Genomic DNA, 17,480 nt, shown 5'->3' with positions numbered 1-17,480 from the left:
ATGTTAAGATTAGATCTTCAGTTTTTCGCATCTAAGAAAGGTGTAGGTAGTACAAAGAACGGTCGTGACTCTCAGTCAAAACGTCTTGGTGCTAAACGCGCAGATGGTCAAATGGTTACAGGTGGTTCAATTCTTTACCGTCAACGCGGTACAAAAATTTACCCAGGTGTTAACGTTGGTCGTGGTGGCGATGACACTTTATACGCGAAAGTTGACGGCGTAGTACGCTTCGAGCGTCTTGGTCGTGACCGCAAACAAGTGAGCGTATATCCTGTTGCTCAAGAAGCATAAGAAACTCACGGAAAACTCTAACCTGAGTGCAGGTTAGAGTTTTTCTATATTAAGGAGCATCTGAATGAAAGAAAAATGGACAATTATAGATGCGTTGCGTCATGCAAGACATGATTGGCTCAATCGCATCCAAATGATTAAAGGAAACCTTTCCCTTGGAAGAGTGGAAGAGATTCATAGGCTCATCGATCATTTTGTCCAAGAAGCGAGACAAGAATCTAATCTGATAGGGTTATCTATGCCTTTATTTTCAGAATGGATTTTAACATATAATTGGAAACAGCAACCGTGCTTATTGGAGTATGAAGTATTAGGAGAACTACATAACTTATCTCATCTTGATGAGGTAGTGTGCATATGGACGGAAGAATTTTTCTCAATGCTTCAGCATAGTTTAGACGTTTATGTTGAAAATTATGTTTGTATTACAATTGAATGTAACGCGGAGAATGCTCGTTTCTTTTTTGATTTTCGTGGCAAGCTAACGAATGTAGAGAGGTTACAAACGTGGCTTGCAAATGAAAAAAATGAATGGTGTTCCATTTTTTATACAGTCCGAGATGATGAAGTCTCGGTTATATTACAACCAATTGAAAAAGTGTGGTGAAATAATGTTTGTAGATCAGGTCAAAATATACGTAAAAGCTGGAGACGGCGGAAACGGGATGGTTGCGTATCGTCGTGAAAAGTATGTTCCAAAAGGTGGTCCAGCAGGTGGAGACGGTGGTAAAGGTGCAGATGTTGTTTTCCAAGTAGATGAAGGATTACGTACATTAATGGATTTTCGCTATCAACGTCATTTCAAGGCTGACCGCGGGCAACATGGTATGAGCAAAAACCAACATGGCCGTAAAGCTGATGATTTAATCGTAAAAGTTCCGCCAGGGACAGTTGTGAAAGATGTGAAAACGGGTCATATTCTTGCTGATTTAGTCACACATGGACAATCAGCAGTTATTGCTAAAGGTGGCCGTGGTGGTCGTGGTAACTCACGTTTTGCGACTCCTACAAATCCAGCTCCAGAAATTGCTGAGAATGGTGAACCGGGCCAAGAACGTGATGTTATCTTAGAACTGAAAGTGTTAGCCGATGTTGGACTTGTTGGATTCCCTAGCGTTGGGAAATCAACGCTATTATCTGTCGTATCATCAGCGCGTCCGAAGATTGCAGAATATCACTTTACAACCATTGTGCCAAACCTTGGTGTTGTCGAAACAGGTGATAATCGCAGCTTCGTTATGGCTGACCTTCCAGGGCTCATTGAAGGTGCCCATGCAGGTGTTGGACTTGGGCATCAGTTCTTGCGTCATATTGAGCGTACACGCGTTATCGTACATGTCATTGATATGTCTGGTTTAGAAGGGCGCGATCCATATGAGGATTATGTCACAATTAATAATGAATTAAAAGAATATAATCTGCGTTTAACAGAGCGTCCACAAGTTGTTGTTGCAAATAAAATGGATATGCCAGATGCAGAAGAAAACTTACAAGCATTTAAAGAGAAAGTGGGAGACGAAGTAAAAATCTTCCCAATCTCAGCTGTAACAAAACAAGGGGTTCGTGACTTACTGTTTGAAGTAGCGAACTTATTAGAAACAACACCAGAATTTCCAGTACATGAAGTTGTGGATGAGTCGGAAGCAAGTGTAATGTACAAATTTGAGACGGAAGGTGTTAAATTTGAAATTACACGTGAAAGTGATGGCACGTTTGTTATCTCTGGTTATGATATCGAGAAAACATTCAAAATGACAGACTTCTCACGTGATGAATCTGTACGTCGTTTCGCTCGTCAAATGCGCGGAATGGGTATTGATGAAGCGCTTCGTGCACGTGGTGCAAAAGATGGAGATATTGTAAAAATTCTTGAATATGAATTTGAATTTATCGACTAAGACTGCCGAAATATGGCAGTCTTTTTTTATTGCGATAGTAAGATTTATAAAGGAAAAAATCCCCACCAAATAAATTTTCAATTTATAATGGAAAAAGGAGTAATTTTAGAACAATTCTTTTATGGGGAGAAAAAGAACATGTATAAAATATTAATTGTAGAAGATGATGAGAAAATTGCGGGAATATTAGAGGAACATTTAAAAAGATATGACTATCAATCATTTAGAGCAAATGATTTACGTCATATAAAAGATGAGTTTGTAAAAGTAAATCCACATCTTGTATTACTGGATATTAATTTACCTTATTTTGATGGCTTCTATTGGTGTCGGCAAATCCGCAGTGTATCGAATGCACCGATTATTTTCGTTTCTGCGAGAACAGGAGAAATGGATCAAGTAATGGCGATTGAGAATGGCGGGGATGATTATATTACAAAGCCATTTCATTTAGATATCGTCATGGCAAAGGTAAAAAGTGCACTTCGCCGTGGGTATGGGGAGTATGCTTCTGCGGCAGAGAATGATTGTTTAGGTGTAAATGGACTGTTGTTATTCCCATCTCAGCACATTATAGAGTGGCAGGGGCAACAAACGGAACTGACAAAAAATGAATTTTACTTATTAGAGTGTTTAATGAAACAAGCAAATCAATATGTAACGCGTGAAGAGTTGTTAGAAGCTCTATGGGATGAAGTAGCTTTTGTTGATGATAATACATTAACAGTAAATGTAAAGCGAGTAAGGAAGAAATTAGAGGAGTTAGGCATTAAAAATGCAATTGTAACGAAACGTGGATATGGTTATGCGCTTCTTACAGAGTGGAGCGAAGGACATGAAGGTTAAAACGTACCTAATAGATCGCTTTTCTTTAATTTTATCTTATATTGTAAGCCTTTGTTTATTTGGACTCGTATTGCAGTTGCAAAGTCTGTTAGAAAAAAGATCAATTGACTGGAGTACGTGGTTATATGGGCTTTTATTAGGTACTGTTGTGTTTACTGTATACCTCATTTACGATTATCGAAAACGAAGTGTGTTTTTAAAGAGAATTGAAAAATATGTTGCTGGCGGAAATACATTACATGATTCTTTACTTATTGATGAATCTTATACGTCAGAGCAAGAGATGGTCGTTGAAGCCTTTACTTTGCTCAGACAGCAATATATGAATGAAGTTCATAAACAGCATGCGAAAGAAGAGCAGCAAATGATATTTATGAACCAATGGATTCATCAAATGAAAACACCAGTATCTGTTATTGAATTATTGTTGCAGAAGTTTGGTAAAGAGCATCGTGAAGCGAGAGCAACAGTTGAAAGTATTCGTGAGGAAAATAACCGCATACTAAATGGTTTAGATTTAGCGTTACATATGGAAAGGCTAGAACAGTTTGCGAAAGATTATAAAGTAGAAGTAGTAAATGTTATAGAGGTCGTGCGAGGTATTATTAATGAAAATCGAAAATCCTTCATTCAATCGTCTGTATTTCCGAAAGTGATGTTTGAGGAAGATACCTGTATGATTGCATCTGATAGAAAATGGCTAAGCATTGCTATAGGTCAAATTGTTTTAAATGCAATGAAATATACAAAAATTTCAGAAGTAGAGAAAAAAGAAATTCAATTTCAAATTGAAGAGAAAAATCAAAAGGTGTTATTACATATTAAAGACAATGGAATCGGTATTCCAGAGCAAGACGTGAAGCGCATATTTGATCCATTCTTTACGGGAATAAATGGACGGAAAACGAGAGAAGCGACTGGGATGGGTTTATATATTACGAAGGAAATTTGTGATAATTTGCATCATGGTATTTATGTGCAATCTGCTGAAGGGGAAGGAACGACATTTACGTTCAAATTTGCAAAAGATGAAGAATATCATACATTAATGAGAAAAATGACAAAACTGTAAGATAACAAAATGTTTTGTAAGGGAAATCACTCGTTTTTTTTTCTTCTTTTTCTTATAGTAAATGTAAGAAGAAAACATATAGGGGGATTAGAAATGAGTGTTCTTGAAGTAAAAGGGGTAACGAAGGTGTACCAATCGAAAGGCTCAGTAGCGACGACTGCTTTAAAGGATATAAATTTTAAAATAGAAGAAGGCGAATTTGTAGGGATTATGGGTCCTTCAGGAAGCGGGAAAACAACGCTTTTAAATTTATTAGCGACAATTGATAAGCAAACTTCAGGTCATGTGCTTGTAAATGGGGAAGAAATTAATCAAATGCGTGCTGCAAAGTTAGCAGAATTTCGCCGTACACATTTAGGATTCATCTTCCAAGATTTTAACTTACTTGATACGTTATCGATTAAAGAAAATATTATTTTACCACTTGTAATGGCGAAGAAATCCGTAAATGAAATTGATGCAAAAGTACTTGAAATTGCGAAGTTTTTAAGCATCGAAGAAATTTTAAATAAAAAAGTATATGAAGTATCAGGCGGACAACAACAGCGTGCAGCGGCTGCGAGAGCAATCATTCATGAACCGACGTTAATTTTAGCAGATGAGCCAACTGGAAACTTAGATTCGAAGTCAGCGAAATCATTAATGAGTGCATTGCAAGATTTACATGAGCACAAGAAAGTAACGATTGCAATGGTAACGCATGATCCAGTAGCTGCTAGTTATTGTGAACGTATCCTTTTCATACGTGATGGAGAGATTTTCTCAGAAATACATAAAGGAAGAACGAAACAAGCCTTTTTCCAAGAAATTCTAGACGTACTCGCGATGCTAGGAGGAGAATATCATGAACTTTCGCCAGCTCGCGCTTAATAACGTAAAAGGAAATTGGCGTAATTATAAAGCGTTTCTTATAAGTAGTTGTTTATCGATTATCGTATTTTTCATGTATGCTTCCTTTATTTATCATCCAGATGTCGTAGGCGGTAATATTAGTATGAGAACGATGATTACAAAAGGGTTAGAATCGATGAACTATATTGTAGTCATTTTCTCAGCACTCTTTATTTTATATGCAAATTCAACATTTTTACGAGCAAGAAAAAAAGAATTTGGTCTATTAACATTAATAGGTGGAACAAAATCCCAACTAGGCCGAATGATTATATTAGAGCAACTTATGTTAGGTAGTATCGCAATTGTAATAGGTATTGGGATTGGAATGCTTTGTTCAAAATTATTTTTTCAAGCATTAAGCGTATTATTAAAAATAGATAAAACACTTCCACTCGTATGGAATAGTAAAGCAGTTGTGATTACAGCGGGTGTATACTTTATTCTATTTTTAATATTATCATTGTTTAGTGTTTGGACAGTAGGGCGCTTGCAAATTATTGATTTATTAAGAGAAGCAAGAAAACAAAAAGTAGAGCCGTTTGCATTTACATGGTTATGTGTAGTTGGTATAGGGTGTATTATTACTGCATATGTACTTAGCTTCCAAGTAACGGTTCTGAATTTTATCATTCTCTTTTTACCGGTTGTAGGACTGACAATTGGCGGAACGTATTTACTATTTACACAAGGAAGTACAGTTGTATTAAAAGCGTTGCAAAAACGAAAACAATCTTTTTATACATATCCAAATATGTTCGTACTTAGCAATCTTATTTATAAAATGAAAGATAATGCTCGTTTTCTATTTGTAATTTCTATTATTACGGCGGTTGTATCTTCAGCAGTTGGTACGCTTTACGTATATTTTGAGGATATGAGTTATAAGACAGTAACTAGTACCCCGCATGCTATTTCGTATGAGGAAAAAGGATTAAATACGCATAGCCTTATTAATGATGAAAAAGTACAAGAGCTTGTAAAAAAACATGGGTTTGAAGAGGCACGAAAAGTAACCTACGTAAAACTACCGGCAACACAGAAAGTAACGATGTTTAACAAAGAACATAAAGTACCGATGACGATTATTTCAGAAAAAGAATATAACGCGGAAGTACGTAAACAAAAGAGAGAGCAAGTTAGAGAAGTTCATAATGCACCAGGTAGTGCAACGATGGTCATAATGGATATGGCGAACGATATGATGAAGATAGATCGTACGAAACCGTATGAATTTACAATTAACGGACAAAAACAGTCTGTTCAGTTAAATAGCCCAACTTCATTTTCTGTTTTTAATGATAGTGAATATCTCATTGTGAATGATCAAGATTTTGAGAAATATGAAAAGCTTGTACCAGATGAAGAAAAGACGAAATATTATGGTTATTATATTGAAGATTGGAAAAATACAGAAGATCTTGTATTAGATTTAAAAAAGGAAATTGCGCCAGAAAAGCAAGGAGAATTGAAAAACTCAGTGTTTGCTTATAAAAATATAAGAGAAGGTGGAGCAATTACAATGTTCATCGGTTTCTTTGTAGCAGTACTGTTCTTCTTCTTCGCTTGTAGCATGACATACTTTAAGTGGTTTAATGATAAAGAGCAAGATCGTATTCAGTTTAAATCGTTAAAGAGAATTGGTATGACAGATAAAGAAATTCGTAAAATTGCAATTCGACAAATGGGCGTTATCTTCTTTATTCCAATTTTAATTGGTGCAATTCATAGTGGATTTGCTCTTCATACGTTAGGGAAAATGCTTTATATTGATTTATGGAAATCAGGTGCGATTGTAATTGGTTCATACATTTTAGCTTCTGCGATTTACTTTATAATCGCGCAAAGAGGATATTTGAAACACGTGCAAAGCTAGAGAAACCTCTAGCTTTTTGCCTATGTAGTAAGTTACAGGAGGACGATAGATGAACATTCAGCAACTAGCGCTGCAAAATATAAAAGGAAATTGGCGTAATTATAAAGTGTTTTTCTTAAGTAGTTGTTTTGCGATATTTGCATCTTTTGCATACATGTCTGTTATTGTACATCCGTATATGAAAGAGACGATGTGGTATCAAAACGTACGCTGGGGACTTATTATATGTAATATTATAATTATTTCTTTTTTTATCATATTTATTTTGTACTCTACTTCTATTTTCATAGAGGCACGTAAGAAAGAATTAGGATTATATATGTTAATGGGGGCAACGAAATCTAACGTAATTGGAGTAATTATGACCGAGCAAATGTTGATTGGGGTATTTGCTAATATTTTCGGCATTGGGCTTGGTATAATCTTTTTAAAGCTCTTCTTTATGGTATTTAGTATGTTACTGGGGCTTCCGAAAGAACTCCCTATCATATTTGACGTGAGAGCAATTGGGGGAACGTTTATTGCATATATGGTCGTATTTGTTGTCTTATCTTTTATAAGTGCTTTACGTATATGGAATATAAAAATCATTCGGTTATTAAAAGAATTTCGCACGGATAAAAAAGAGAAGAAAACATCAATGCGGCTTTGTATATTCGGGCTTATTTGCTTAGGGATAGGATATGCGTTAGCATTACAAACTACGATGCCAACGATAGCATTCTATTTTTTTCCTGTGTCTATACTTGTCTTTTTCGGAACGTATTTTTCTTTTACACACGGCACTGCTCAAATATTAGAATTGATAAAACGAAATAAAAAGATTATGTATACATATCCGTATTTATTTATAGTGAATCAATTGTCACATCGAATGAAGGAAAATGGTCGTTTTTTCTTTCTAATGTCAATGGCAACGACGTTTGTAGTTACGGCAACAGGTACGGTGTTCTTATATTTTTCTGGTATGCAAGATATGTGGCGGGGCGGGGGTGTACACTCATTTTCTTACATAGAAAAAGGTACTTCTTCTCATGAAGTCTTTGCGGAAGGTATGGTTGAACAATTATTGCACCAATATGGATATGATGATTTTCAATCTATGAGTTTTGTTGGAGTATATGCATCCTTTCAGTCTAGTAAGGGAGAAACAGAAATAGCAACGCTGATGAAGGAAAGTGAATACAATCAAGAGGCAAGAAAACAAGGACAGAAAACGTATCATCCTAAAAAAGGATCCGTTACACTTGTTTATTATAATAAATACAATCATCCGAATATGTATGATCAAAAAGAGATTCAATTACAAGTAATGAACCAAACATATTCATTCGTATTTAACGGTCAGAAGGAAGGGATACAATTTAACTATCACCCTTCACAAATTAATGGTCTGTTCTTCGTCATGCATGATGAAGACTTTGACGGTATAGCAAATAAGGTTCCTGATTCTGAAAAAATGATATATAGAGGCTATACATTACCAAATATCGAAAATACGAAAGAATTAAATGAAGATTTACGGAAACATATGAAACAAGATGATAATAATGCATTTCGAAGTAATATGGAGTTATATGTGAATATGAAAGCTTTCGGCGACATTACTCTATTTGTAGGCTCATTCATTAGTATATTATTCTTTCTTACTTCATGTAGCATCGTATATTTTAAATGGTTTCATAATATTGCATCAGATCGTAAAGAATACGGGGCACTCTCTAAACTTGGAATGACGAAAGAAGAAGTATGGAGAATTTCCCGTTGGCAATTATGTATGCTATTTTTTGCGCCAATTATAGTAGGAAGTATGCATAGTGCGGTTGCGTTATATACGTTTCATAATACGATTTTTATGGATGGTTCATTAAGAAAAGTAGGCTTGTTTATTCTATTTTATATCGCTGCATGCATCATGTATTTCTTTTTCGCTCAAAGAGAATATAGGAAACATTTAGACTAGCGAATGCTAGTCTTTTTTAAATATTCAAAATTTACATAGAAGAATATAAAAAAGTATGGTATAACAGTAAGAAAACGAAAAAGAGGGGAAAAGACGATGATTCGAGTAGGATATTTAGGACCAGAAGCAACATTTACAAATATGGCGGTGAGTCGTTTTTTTCCAGAAGCAGAGCATATACCATATAGAACAATTCCAGATTGTATGGATGCAGCAGCAAATGAAAATGTAGATTGCGCTGTTGTGCCACTAGAAAACGCGATAGAAGGTTCTGTTAATATTACCATTGACTATCTTGTACATGAGCAGCCGCTCTTTATTGTAGGAGAAATTACCGTACCGATTCAGCAACATTTACTTGTGCATCCAAATTATGAAGAAACATGGAAAGATGTATATGCTGTATGCTCCCATCCACATGCTATTGCACAATGTCATAAATTTTTAAATGAAAAATTAAAAGGAATAACAGTTCGAGATATGACTTCTACGAGTGCAGCGGCGCAATATGTGAAAGAACACCCAGAAGAAAAAATCGCAGCTATTGCAAATGAAGCAGCTGCTGAAAAATATGGATTAACAATTGTGCGGCACAATATACATACGCATAAAAATAATCATACTCGCTTTATTGTGTTGCATAAGAAAAAGAAGGCATCACTTCCAAGCAACGGAGAACATCGCGGAAAAAAAACGACCCTTATGATAACGTTACCTGCTGATTATGCAGGAGCACTGTATCAAGTTTTATCAGCCTTTGCATGGAGGAATTTAAACCTATCTAAAATTGAATCTCGTCCAATGAAAACAGGGCTTGGAAATTACTTTTTCTTAATCGATGTAGATCGAGCATATGATGACGTATTATTGCCAAGTGTAACAATGGAGCTGGAAGCGCTTGGATTTTCAGTCACGGTGTTAGGGAGCTATTCTTCTTATTGGTTGTAAGAGGTGAGGGATGGACTGTCGATATTTGTCGGTAAATCGATATTTCCCTTCTAATCGCTGATATATTTTGAAAATCGCCGATATAACTTCATTGGATCATACATTTGGTGATAGACTAATAAAAATCCCACCTGTTAAAGGTGGGAATTGCCAATCTAGCTAAAAAAACGCTTAAAAAGCGTTTTTTTAGCTTACTTTAACTTCGCAAGACGATCTGTTAACTGTTCACGCCAAACATTCGCTAGTTCGGGAACAGCAAGGATTTTTTCGATTCCGGCTCTATCTTGTCGGTTATGAAAGTAAATGTCGTTGGTGAATAAAACAGAGACGCGACTTGGATGAGGCTTAAGTAATGAAATTTTGGAATCTTGTCGTACGACACCTTCCTGAAGAACGCGGCATAAATAACCGGTATAACCGGTTTCTACAATACGGGGTAAGATACCAGGAAGCCCGAGCCGTTTTGAAATTGTACTACATGGTATTCTAGCTTGTGTAACTTGAATAATAGCATCGCCTAATTGATATGTATCCCCAATACAAACGTCACGCTCTAACATATTTGTGACGGTAATGTTTTCACCAAATGCAGAAGAGGGAAAGGGTATTTGAAATTCTGTTTCCCATTGCTTGTAATGCTCGTATGGATAAACACAAACAGCGCGATCAGGACCACCGTGATAACGTAAATTAGCTACATCATCACCGCGGAAGCCATCTTTCGAAAGAAACGCTTCTTCTGTAAGTTCCTTACATATACCTGTCACCATTTCTTTATTTTCACCGTACTTCATTTGCTTCGGTTTTCCTATGCTAAAGTGAACAAGTTCCATCACCATATATATCATTTCTCCTTTGTTCGCTAGTGTTAATATATATCATTTTTTGTAAAAAAGCACAGAGGATCATACAAGCCTCTGTGCTTTTTATGAATAAACAAGAAATCCGGCTCTATTTAGTGCGTCACAAGCTGCATCTAATTTTTCTTTAGAGTCTGCCTCAATAGTATGCAAGTGAACTCCATCTGTTAATTGTGAGAGGTAAGAGGCATTTGTCTCTTGAATCTTTTGTAAGTATTGTTCAACATCAAAGCGATTGCTTACCATAATAGAAGCTGTTAAATCTCCATATACAGGGTGCTCTACTTTTACATCTTTAATTGTTACACCATGATCAACAAGCATAGTAAGCTCTTGACGTACTTCTTCTGGCTTATGTTGACAGACGATAACGCGTTCAAGGGCTTGTTGTTTTGCATGTGGCTTTAAATATAAGTATCCTTGTGCAGTTGCAATAATCGGTTCATTTCGTGCTTTTAGCAAGGAAATATCTTGGACAATCACTTGTCTGCTAACATTTGTTTTCTTTGATAATTCACTTCCAGATAACGGTTTATTAGCAGCGAAAAGCCATTGTAAGATAAGCTGCCTTCTTTCTTCTCCTAAAATCTTCTTCTGTTCATTTTGTTTCATTATGATTTAACACCTCTATAAAAATGATTTCCAATTGTCTCTAATGCATGGGTGGTCGCATCAAGTTGTTGTTTTGTTGTCTGATGCCCAAATGAAAAACGTACATATTGTTTGGCCTCTTCAGCTGTTTTCCCAAGGGCGAGCATTGTTTGTGAAGGTTCATATTTACCGATTTGACAGGCGCTTCCAGTTGAAATTGCAATTTTGTGACGATTACACTCTAACATTGTGTACTGACCTTCTATTCCTTTTATTGTAACCCCAACAATATGTTGTAAACAAGCAGTAGAATGTCCCTCTACTTGAATTTCTAGAGAAAGTGATTTTAATTGATTCACGAAGTAAGAGCGCAACTGTTTAAAATGTTCTTGTGTTTTAGCTCGGTTCTGTAAGATATGCTCTGCTGCTGTTAAAAAGGCAGCGACACCAGGAACATTGACCGTACCAGGACGAAATCCTTTTTCATGGGTTGTCCCTTTGAACAATGGTTCCCAGCGAATTTGTGGGTTTATATAGCAAGCGCCGACTCCTTTTGGTCCATAGATTTTATGTGCTGAAACAGAAAGGCTATCTATTTGCATCTCTGTTACATCGATTGGGAGTTTGCCGAATGTTTGTACACAATCTGTATGAAATATAACATGATGTTTCTTTAAAAGTTTTCCTATTTCAGCTATCGGCTGAACAGTTCCAATTTCAGAGTTTCCGTGTTGAATGCTTGCTAGTACAGTATTTTCTGTGATGGAATTTTCCAAAGCATACATGTCAATCATTCCATATGAATCAACAGGAATTTCTGTAATGGTATACCCTTGTTGTTTTAAACTTTGAAAATAATTCCGAATGGATGCGTGTTCTATAGGAGTTGTAATAATATGTTTTCCTTCTCGCGCCTTTAAGAGCGAATGAATCGCCAAATAGTTGGATTCTGAACCACCACTTGTAAAAAAGACTCCCTGCTCTTTACCGTGAATCATTTGTGCAAATGACTTTCTACAAACTTGTAGTAGAGAAGAAGATGTTCCACCAATATCATGTAAACTTTGTTCATTTCCAAAATATTGTTCTGCCGCCTTTGCATACGTTTCAATCGCTTCCTTACTCATAGGTGTTGTTGCTGCATAATCAAGATATATCATCATATTTCGTCCTCTCCATGGCAGGATTACACATACTTTGTATTTATGTAAAAAGTATCCATCCACGTTGTTATGAATAACTTCGAAAAAACTCTTGTCATTATTTTAAAATTATGTAAATATAGGTGTCAAGACAATTGTAATGTGTAAATTAGGAGGCAATAATTATGCCAAGTGCAGATGTTTTAATTATTGGAAGTGGCATTGCGGCATTCCGTGTTGCAAAAGAGATTTGTCGTAAAAAAAATGTGATAATCCTTACAAAGAAAACGCGTCGCAATAACAATACATATTTAGCGCAAGGAGGAATTGCTGCAGCAATTGCTACATATGACAATCCAAATCATCATTATGAAGATACGTTAAAAGCAGGTTGTCATTATAACAATACAGAAGCTGTGCGTTACTTAGTGGAGAATGGACCAAAAGAAATTCACGAGCTCCTTGCAGCTGGTATGCAGTTTGATGGCGATGAAAAGGGACTCCACCTCGGGAAAGAAGGTGCGCATCGAAAACGACGGATTTTACATGCGGGAGGAGATACGACAGGGAAATATTTATTAGAGCATTTCATTCAAGAAATAACACCGCATGTTACAGTGATAGAACAAGAAAGAGTACTCGATTTCATCATAGAAAATGGGACGTGTAGAGGCGTTTTAACACGTGATCAAAAAGGACATATGCATCGTTATTTTGCTGAATATACAGTATTAGCAACAGGAGGCATAGGGGGATTATACACGTTTACTTCCAATGATGAAACGATAACAGGTGATGGAATTGCAATGGTATATCGAGCTGGTGGTGAGCTTCAAGATTTAGAGTTTATGCAGTTTCACCCTACGATGTTACATGTAGATGGTAGGTGCTGTGGACTTGTTTCTGAAGCTGTACGAGGCGAAGGAGCTATTCTTGTAAATGGGAAAGGAGAACATTTCATGACCGGAATACATCCGCAGCAAGATTTAGCACCGCGTGATGTAGTAGCCCGTGCGATCCATAGTCAGCTTCTCGTTGGTGAAGAAGTATATTTAGATATTTCATCTATTCAACATTTTGAAGACCGTTTTCCAACTGTTTCTTCATTATGTCGGATACATGGTGTGAATCTAAAACAAAATCGAATTCCAGTTGTACCGGGTGCACATTTTCATATGGGGGGTGTCAAAACAAACTGTGATGGGGAAACATCCATTCCACGTCTATATGCTATAGGAGAAACTGCTTGTAATGGTGTTCATGGTGCAAACCGACTAGCGAGCAATTCGTTGCTTGAGGGTCTTGTATTTGGGAAAAGAATTGGACAGCATATTTTACACAATTCGGTAACAAGGGAAAAGTTTGATAGAGCAGAGCGGGATCAAAGTCATCAAATCTTATATTTACCAACCAAAAGAGAAATACAAGAACAGATGATGAGGTATGTTGGAATTGTGCGTACAGAGCAAGGGTTATTGCAAGCGAAAAAATGGTTTGAGCATTATGGTGCGCCTCATTTTGTATTACAATACGAGGCTCTTACAAATGAAGAAATTACGATTGTCAATATGTTAACAGTTTGCTGGCTAATGGTAGATGCGGCTTTGCAAAGGAAAGAAAGCATAGGTGGACATTATCGCAGTGATGATCCAAAAAGAAGTGCAGTAGCAAAAGAAATGATGTTAATAAAATGACAAGCACGTTTGCATGAGGGAGAGAAGATAATGAACATATTAAAAGTACAGGAAGCATTAAAACAATTTTTTCTAGAAGATATAGGGGAATGGGATATAACATCTCAGTGTATCTTTCCAGATTATTTAGAGGCAAAAGGAACATTTCTTATAAAAGAAGCAGGGGTCTTTGCGGGACGTTCAGTAATCGAAGCAGGATTTCAATTAATTGATGAAAGAATTGCAGTTGAGCTTCATAAAAAAGATGGGGATCTTGTAGAGAAAGGCGAAATAATAGCAACTGTGCAAGGGCCAATTGCATCACTATTAACGGCAGAGCGCGTTATATTAAATGTCATCCAGCGTATGAGCGGAATAGCAACGATGACACGTAAGGCGGTTCTTGCTTTAGATAGTAGTCATACACGCATTTGTGATACGAGAAAGACAATGCCTGGACTACGTATGTTTGATAAGTATGCAGTCGTGTGTGGAGGTGGATTTAACCATCGCTTCGGTTTATATGATGGGGTCATGATTAAAGACAATCATATTGCTTTTGCTGGTTCTATTACAAAAGCTGTTACATCAGTGAAAGAAAAATTAGGGCATATGGTGAAAGTAGAAGTGGAAACAGAAACTGAGGAGCAAGTGAGAGAGGCTGTAGCTGCTGGTGTGGATATTATTATGTTCGATAATCGTACGCCAGATGAGATTCGAGAGTTTTCAAAGATTGTGCCAAGCGCTATTGTTACGGAAGCTTCAGGTGGAATTAAAATTGAAGATTTATCGAAATACGGAAAAACAGGGGTGGATTATATTTCACTTGGAGCATTAACGCATTCAGTGAAAGCACTCGATATTAGTTTCAATATTGAATCGTAAGAAAAGTGACTTAGAGGGAGAGAGACGTATATGAGTATTTTAGAAAAAGTACAGCCAATTGAAACGATGTTACCAGCGCGTTATTACACGATGTCAACGGAAGATATGGAAAAGCGTGTTCGTGAAATTAAAGAAAAAATGGGAAAAATGTTATGTATCCCATGTCATCATTATCAAAAGGATGAAGTGGTGCAGTTTTCAGATGCTATAGGGGATTCATTGCAACTTGCACAAGTTGCAGCGCGCAATAAAGAGGCAAAATATATCGTATTTTGCGGTGTGCATTTTATGGCAGAAACAGCGGATATGTTAACGACGGACGAGCAAGTTGTAATATTGCCTGATATGCGAGCCGGCTGTTCGATGGCAGATATGGCGGATATTGAACAAACAGAACGAGCGTGGCGAGAGCTTACAACATTATTTGGAGATACAATGATTCCGTTAACATATGTAAACTCGACGGCAGCAATTAAAGCTTTTTGCGGTCGAAATGGCGGGGCAACCGTTACGTCTTCGAATGCAAAAAAAATGGTATCTTGGGCATTTACGCAGAAAGAACGATTAGTTTTTTTACCAGATCAGCATTTGGGAAGAAATACAGCGTACGATTTAGGGATTGAACTTAATCAAATGGCTGTTTGGAATCCGAATACAGACTCATTAGAATATAGCGGGAATCTAGAGGATATAAAGGTGATTTTGTGGAAAGGTCATTGTTCCGTGCATCAAAACTTTACAGTGAAGAATATTGAGAGCTTGCGCAAAAGTCATCCTAATATGAATATTATCGTTCATCCAGAGTGTTGTTATGAAGTGGTTCAAGCTTCTGATTATGCGGGATCGACAAAATATATTATTGATACGATTGAACAAGCACCATCTAGTAGTAAGTGGGCCATTGGTACAGAAATGAATTTAGTAAATCGGCTGATTCAAAAACATTCTGATAAGGAGATTATTTCACTAAATCCTTTTATGTGTCCATGTTTAACGATGAATCGTATTGATTTACCACATTTACTTTGGGCGCTAGAATCAATAGAACGTGGTGAACAGGTGAATGTAATTCAAGTGGATAAGCAAGTAACAAAAGATGCAGTGTTGGCATTAAATCGTATGTTAGAGCGCGTTTAAAAGTAGCGGGGTTCCCGTTGCTTTTTTCCTGCATATAATCATAATTATGAGGCAAATGACATACATTGTGTTGAGAGAATCATTGTGCTTTTTTTGTTTATTTGTGCAACTAGAGAGTGTATCACTTTGAAGAACAGCCGAACTAGAAAGCAGTATTTATCAACGTATCAATCATTAGGTATGCTTAGTAGAGAGGAGTCATTCCAAAGTGTTTTGATTCATAGATAAGATATACAGGAGGGGGAAAATTTGAAGATTCATATCGTGCAAAAAGGGGATACCCTTTGGAAGATTGCGAAAAAGTACGGAGTGGATTTGGAAACGTTAAAAATAGCAAATACACAACTTAGTAACCCGGATCTTATTATGCCAGGTATGAAGATTAAAGTACCATCAGGTAGCGTTCATGTAAAGAAAAATGCGGGTGCTGGTTCAGTCCCTCCGAAAGAGTATGTCAAAGAAGTACAACAAAAAGAGTTCGCGGCAACACCAACGCCACTTACTATAGAAGAGGAAGAAGAAATCACATATGAATCTGCTCCAATTACGCAACAACCAGCTATGCAGCAAACGCAAAAAGAAATGCAAATAAAGCCTCAAAAAGAAGCACCGATTCAGAAGGAAGCGGCAATCCAAAAGGAGAAGTCAATTGAAAAGCCAGTAGTGATTGAAAAACCGCCTGTTATTGAAGAGAAAGGGCAAAAAGCTGCGAAAGAAAGTACGAAATTTTCAATAAATATATTACCACAACCACCGCAGCCGCCTATTAAACCTGCCAAGGAATATAAAATTTCAGATATAATTAAAAAGGGGAGTGAATTGATTACTCCTCAAATTCATAAAGTGAAACCAAATCATATGAAAGCACCACAAGTGAAAAAAGAAAATGCAGAGAATATCGCAGCACCACAAGTGAAAAAAGAAAATACAGAGAATATCGCAGCACCACAAGTGAAAAAAGAAAATACAGAGAATATCGCAGCACCACAAGTGAAAAAAGAAAATATGGGGAATATCGCAGCACCACAAGTGAAAAAAGAAAATATAGAGAATAGCGTATCATCACAAGTGAAAAAAGAAAATATAGAGAATATCGCAGCACCACAAGTGAAAAAAGAAAATATAGAGAATAACGTATCATCACAAGTGAAAAAAGAAAATATGGGGAATATTGCATCGCCAAATGTAGCAAAAGATAAAAAGGTGATTCCGCAAATTTTACCACCAACTATCACAATGCCAATTATGGATAATATTCAGCCACCAATCATGCCGATGATGGAAAATAATCCAATGCCAAACATTATGCCGATGACGGAAAATAATCCAATGCCAAACATTATGCCGATGACGGAAAATAATCCAATGCCAAACATTATGCCGATGACGGAAAATAATCCAATGCCA

Annotated in this window: 16 protein-coding genes; 13 read left to right on the top strand and 3 right to left on the bottom strand. The window is 36.6% G+C overall.

Going from position 1 to position 17,480, the window contains the following annotated elements; all coding sequences use genetic code 11:
• The 9 genes from rpmA to pheA all read left to right on the top strand — a co-directional run bounded on the left by rpmA (position 1) and on the right by pheA (position 9,785).
• The gene (rpmA, locus tag MR056_RS20210; RefSeq protein ID WP_012095617.1) at positions 1-291 is read left to right on the top strand and encodes a 50S ribosomal protein L27; all 291 of its coding nucleotides are present in this window, start codon (positions 1-3) and stop codon (positions 289-291) included.
• A gap of 64 nt (positions 292-355) precedes the next feature.
• Positions 356-898, top strand: coding sequence for a Spo0B C-terminal domain-containing protein (locus MR056_RS20205; RefSeq protein ID WP_012095616.1), 543 nt, complete (start codon positions 356-358; stop codon positions 896-898).
• 4 nt (positions 899-902) lie between these two features.
• Entirely contained in the window at positions 903-2,189 is a 1,287-nt protein-coding gene (obgE, locus tag MR056_RS20200) for a GTPase ObgE (RefSeq protein WP_012095615.1), read from the top strand.
• 138 nt (positions 2,190-2,327) lie between these two features.
• Positions 2,328-3,035, top strand: a complete 708-nt coding sequence (locus tag MR056_RS20195) for a response regulator transcription factor (RefSeq protein ID WP_012095614.1) — start codon at positions 2,328-2,330, stop codon at positions 3,033-3,035.
• Complete coding sequence (locus MR056_RS20190) at positions 3,025-4,107, top strand: HAMP domain-containing histidine kinase (protein ID WP_012095613.1); 1,083 nt, start codon at positions 3,025-3,027, stop codon at positions 4,105-4,107. The genes MR056_RS20195 and MR056_RS20190 overlap by 11 nt, the downstream gene beginning before the upstream one ends.
• Positions 4,108-4,200: 93 nt before the next feature.
• A complete protein-coding gene (locus MR056_RS20185) occupies positions 4,201-4,977 on the top strand; it encodes an ABC transporter ATP-binding protein (protein WP_087099241.1) in 777 nt (258 codons plus the stop codon).
• A complete protein-coding gene (locus MR056_RS20180; RefSeq protein ID WP_012095611.1) occupies positions 4,952-6,874 on the top strand; it encodes an ABC transporter permease in 1,923 nt (640 codons plus the stop codon). Before MR056_RS20185 ends, MR056_RS20180 begins: the two co-directional genes overlap by 26 nt.
• A 49-nt stretch (positions 6,875-6,923) precedes the next feature.
• Complete coding sequence (locus MR056_RS20175) at positions 6,924-8,837, top strand: ABC transporter permease (protein WP_012095610.1); 1,914 nt, start codon at positions 6,924-6,926, stop codon at positions 8,835-8,837.
• Positions 8,838-8,933: 96 nt separating this feature from the next.
• Complete coding sequence (pheA, locus tag MR056_RS20170; RefSeq protein WP_012095609.1) at positions 8,934-9,785, top strand: prephenate dehydratase; 852 nt, start codon at positions 8,934-8,936, stop codon at positions 9,783-9,785.
• 191 nt (positions 9,786-9,976) lie between these two features.
• Here the strand turns inward: pheA and MR056_RS20165 are convergent, their stop codons facing one another.
• From MR056_RS20165 to MR056_RS20155, 3 genes are all read right to left on the bottom strand, one after another.
• Positions 9,977-10,624, bottom strand: coding sequence for an MOSC domain-containing protein (locus MR056_RS20165; protein ID WP_012095608.1), 648 nt, complete (start codon positions 10,622-10,624; stop codon positions 9,977-9,979).
• An 87-nt stretch (positions 10,625-10,711) separates the two neighbouring features.
• Positions 10,712-11,257 carry a transcription repressor NadR gene (locus MR056_RS20160; protein ID WP_012095607.1) on the bottom strand — a complete coding sequence of 182 codons (546 nt, stop codon included), beginning with the start codon at positions 11,255-11,257 and terminating at the stop codon, positions 10,712-10,714.
• Entirely contained in the window at positions 11,257-12,399 is a 1,143-nt protein-coding gene (locus MR056_RS20155) for an IscS subfamily cysteine desulfurase (RefSeq protein ID WP_012095606.1), read from the bottom strand. The genes MR056_RS20160 and MR056_RS20155 overlap by 1 nt, the downstream gene beginning before the upstream one ends.
• 164 nt (positions 12,400-12,563) lie before the next feature.
• Here MR056_RS20155 and nadB point away from each other — a divergent pair, with 164 nt between their 5' ends.
• The 4 genes from nadB to safA form a co-directional block, all read left to right on the top strand.
• Positions 12,564-14,072 (top strand): L-aspartate oxidase, encoded by a 1,509-nt coding sequence (nadB, locus tag MR056_RS20150; RefSeq protein WP_012095605.1) that lies wholly within the window; start codon positions 12,564-12,566, stop codon positions 14,070-14,072.
• A gap of 30 nt (positions 14,073-14,102) precedes the next feature.
• A complete protein-coding gene (gene nadC, locus MR056_RS20145; protein ID WP_012095604.1) occupies positions 14,103-14,936 on the top strand; it encodes a carboxylating nicotinate-nucleotide diphosphorylase in 834 nt (277 codons plus the stop codon).
• 30 nt (positions 14,937-14,966) lie between these two features.
• Entirely contained in the window at positions 14,967-16,073 is a 1,107-nt protein-coding gene (nadA, locus tag MR056_RS20140; protein ID WP_012095603.1) for a quinolinate synthase NadA, read from the top strand.
• Positions 16,074-16,322: 249 nt separating this feature from the next.
• Positions 16,323-17,480, top strand: a 1,158-nt coding sequence (safA, locus tag MR056_RS20135; RefSeq protein ID WP_242136655.1) for a SafA/ExsA family spore coat assembly protein, incomplete at its 3' end; no start/stop codon positions are given.

The organism is Bacillus cereus group sp. BfR-BA-01360, from assembly GCF_022663595.1.
Taxonomy (GTDB): Bacteria; Bacillota; Bacilli; order Bacillales; family Bacillaceae_G; genus Bacillus_A; species Bacillus_A cytotoxicus.
This window is presented reverse-complemented; position numbering and strand designations above follow the sequence as displayed.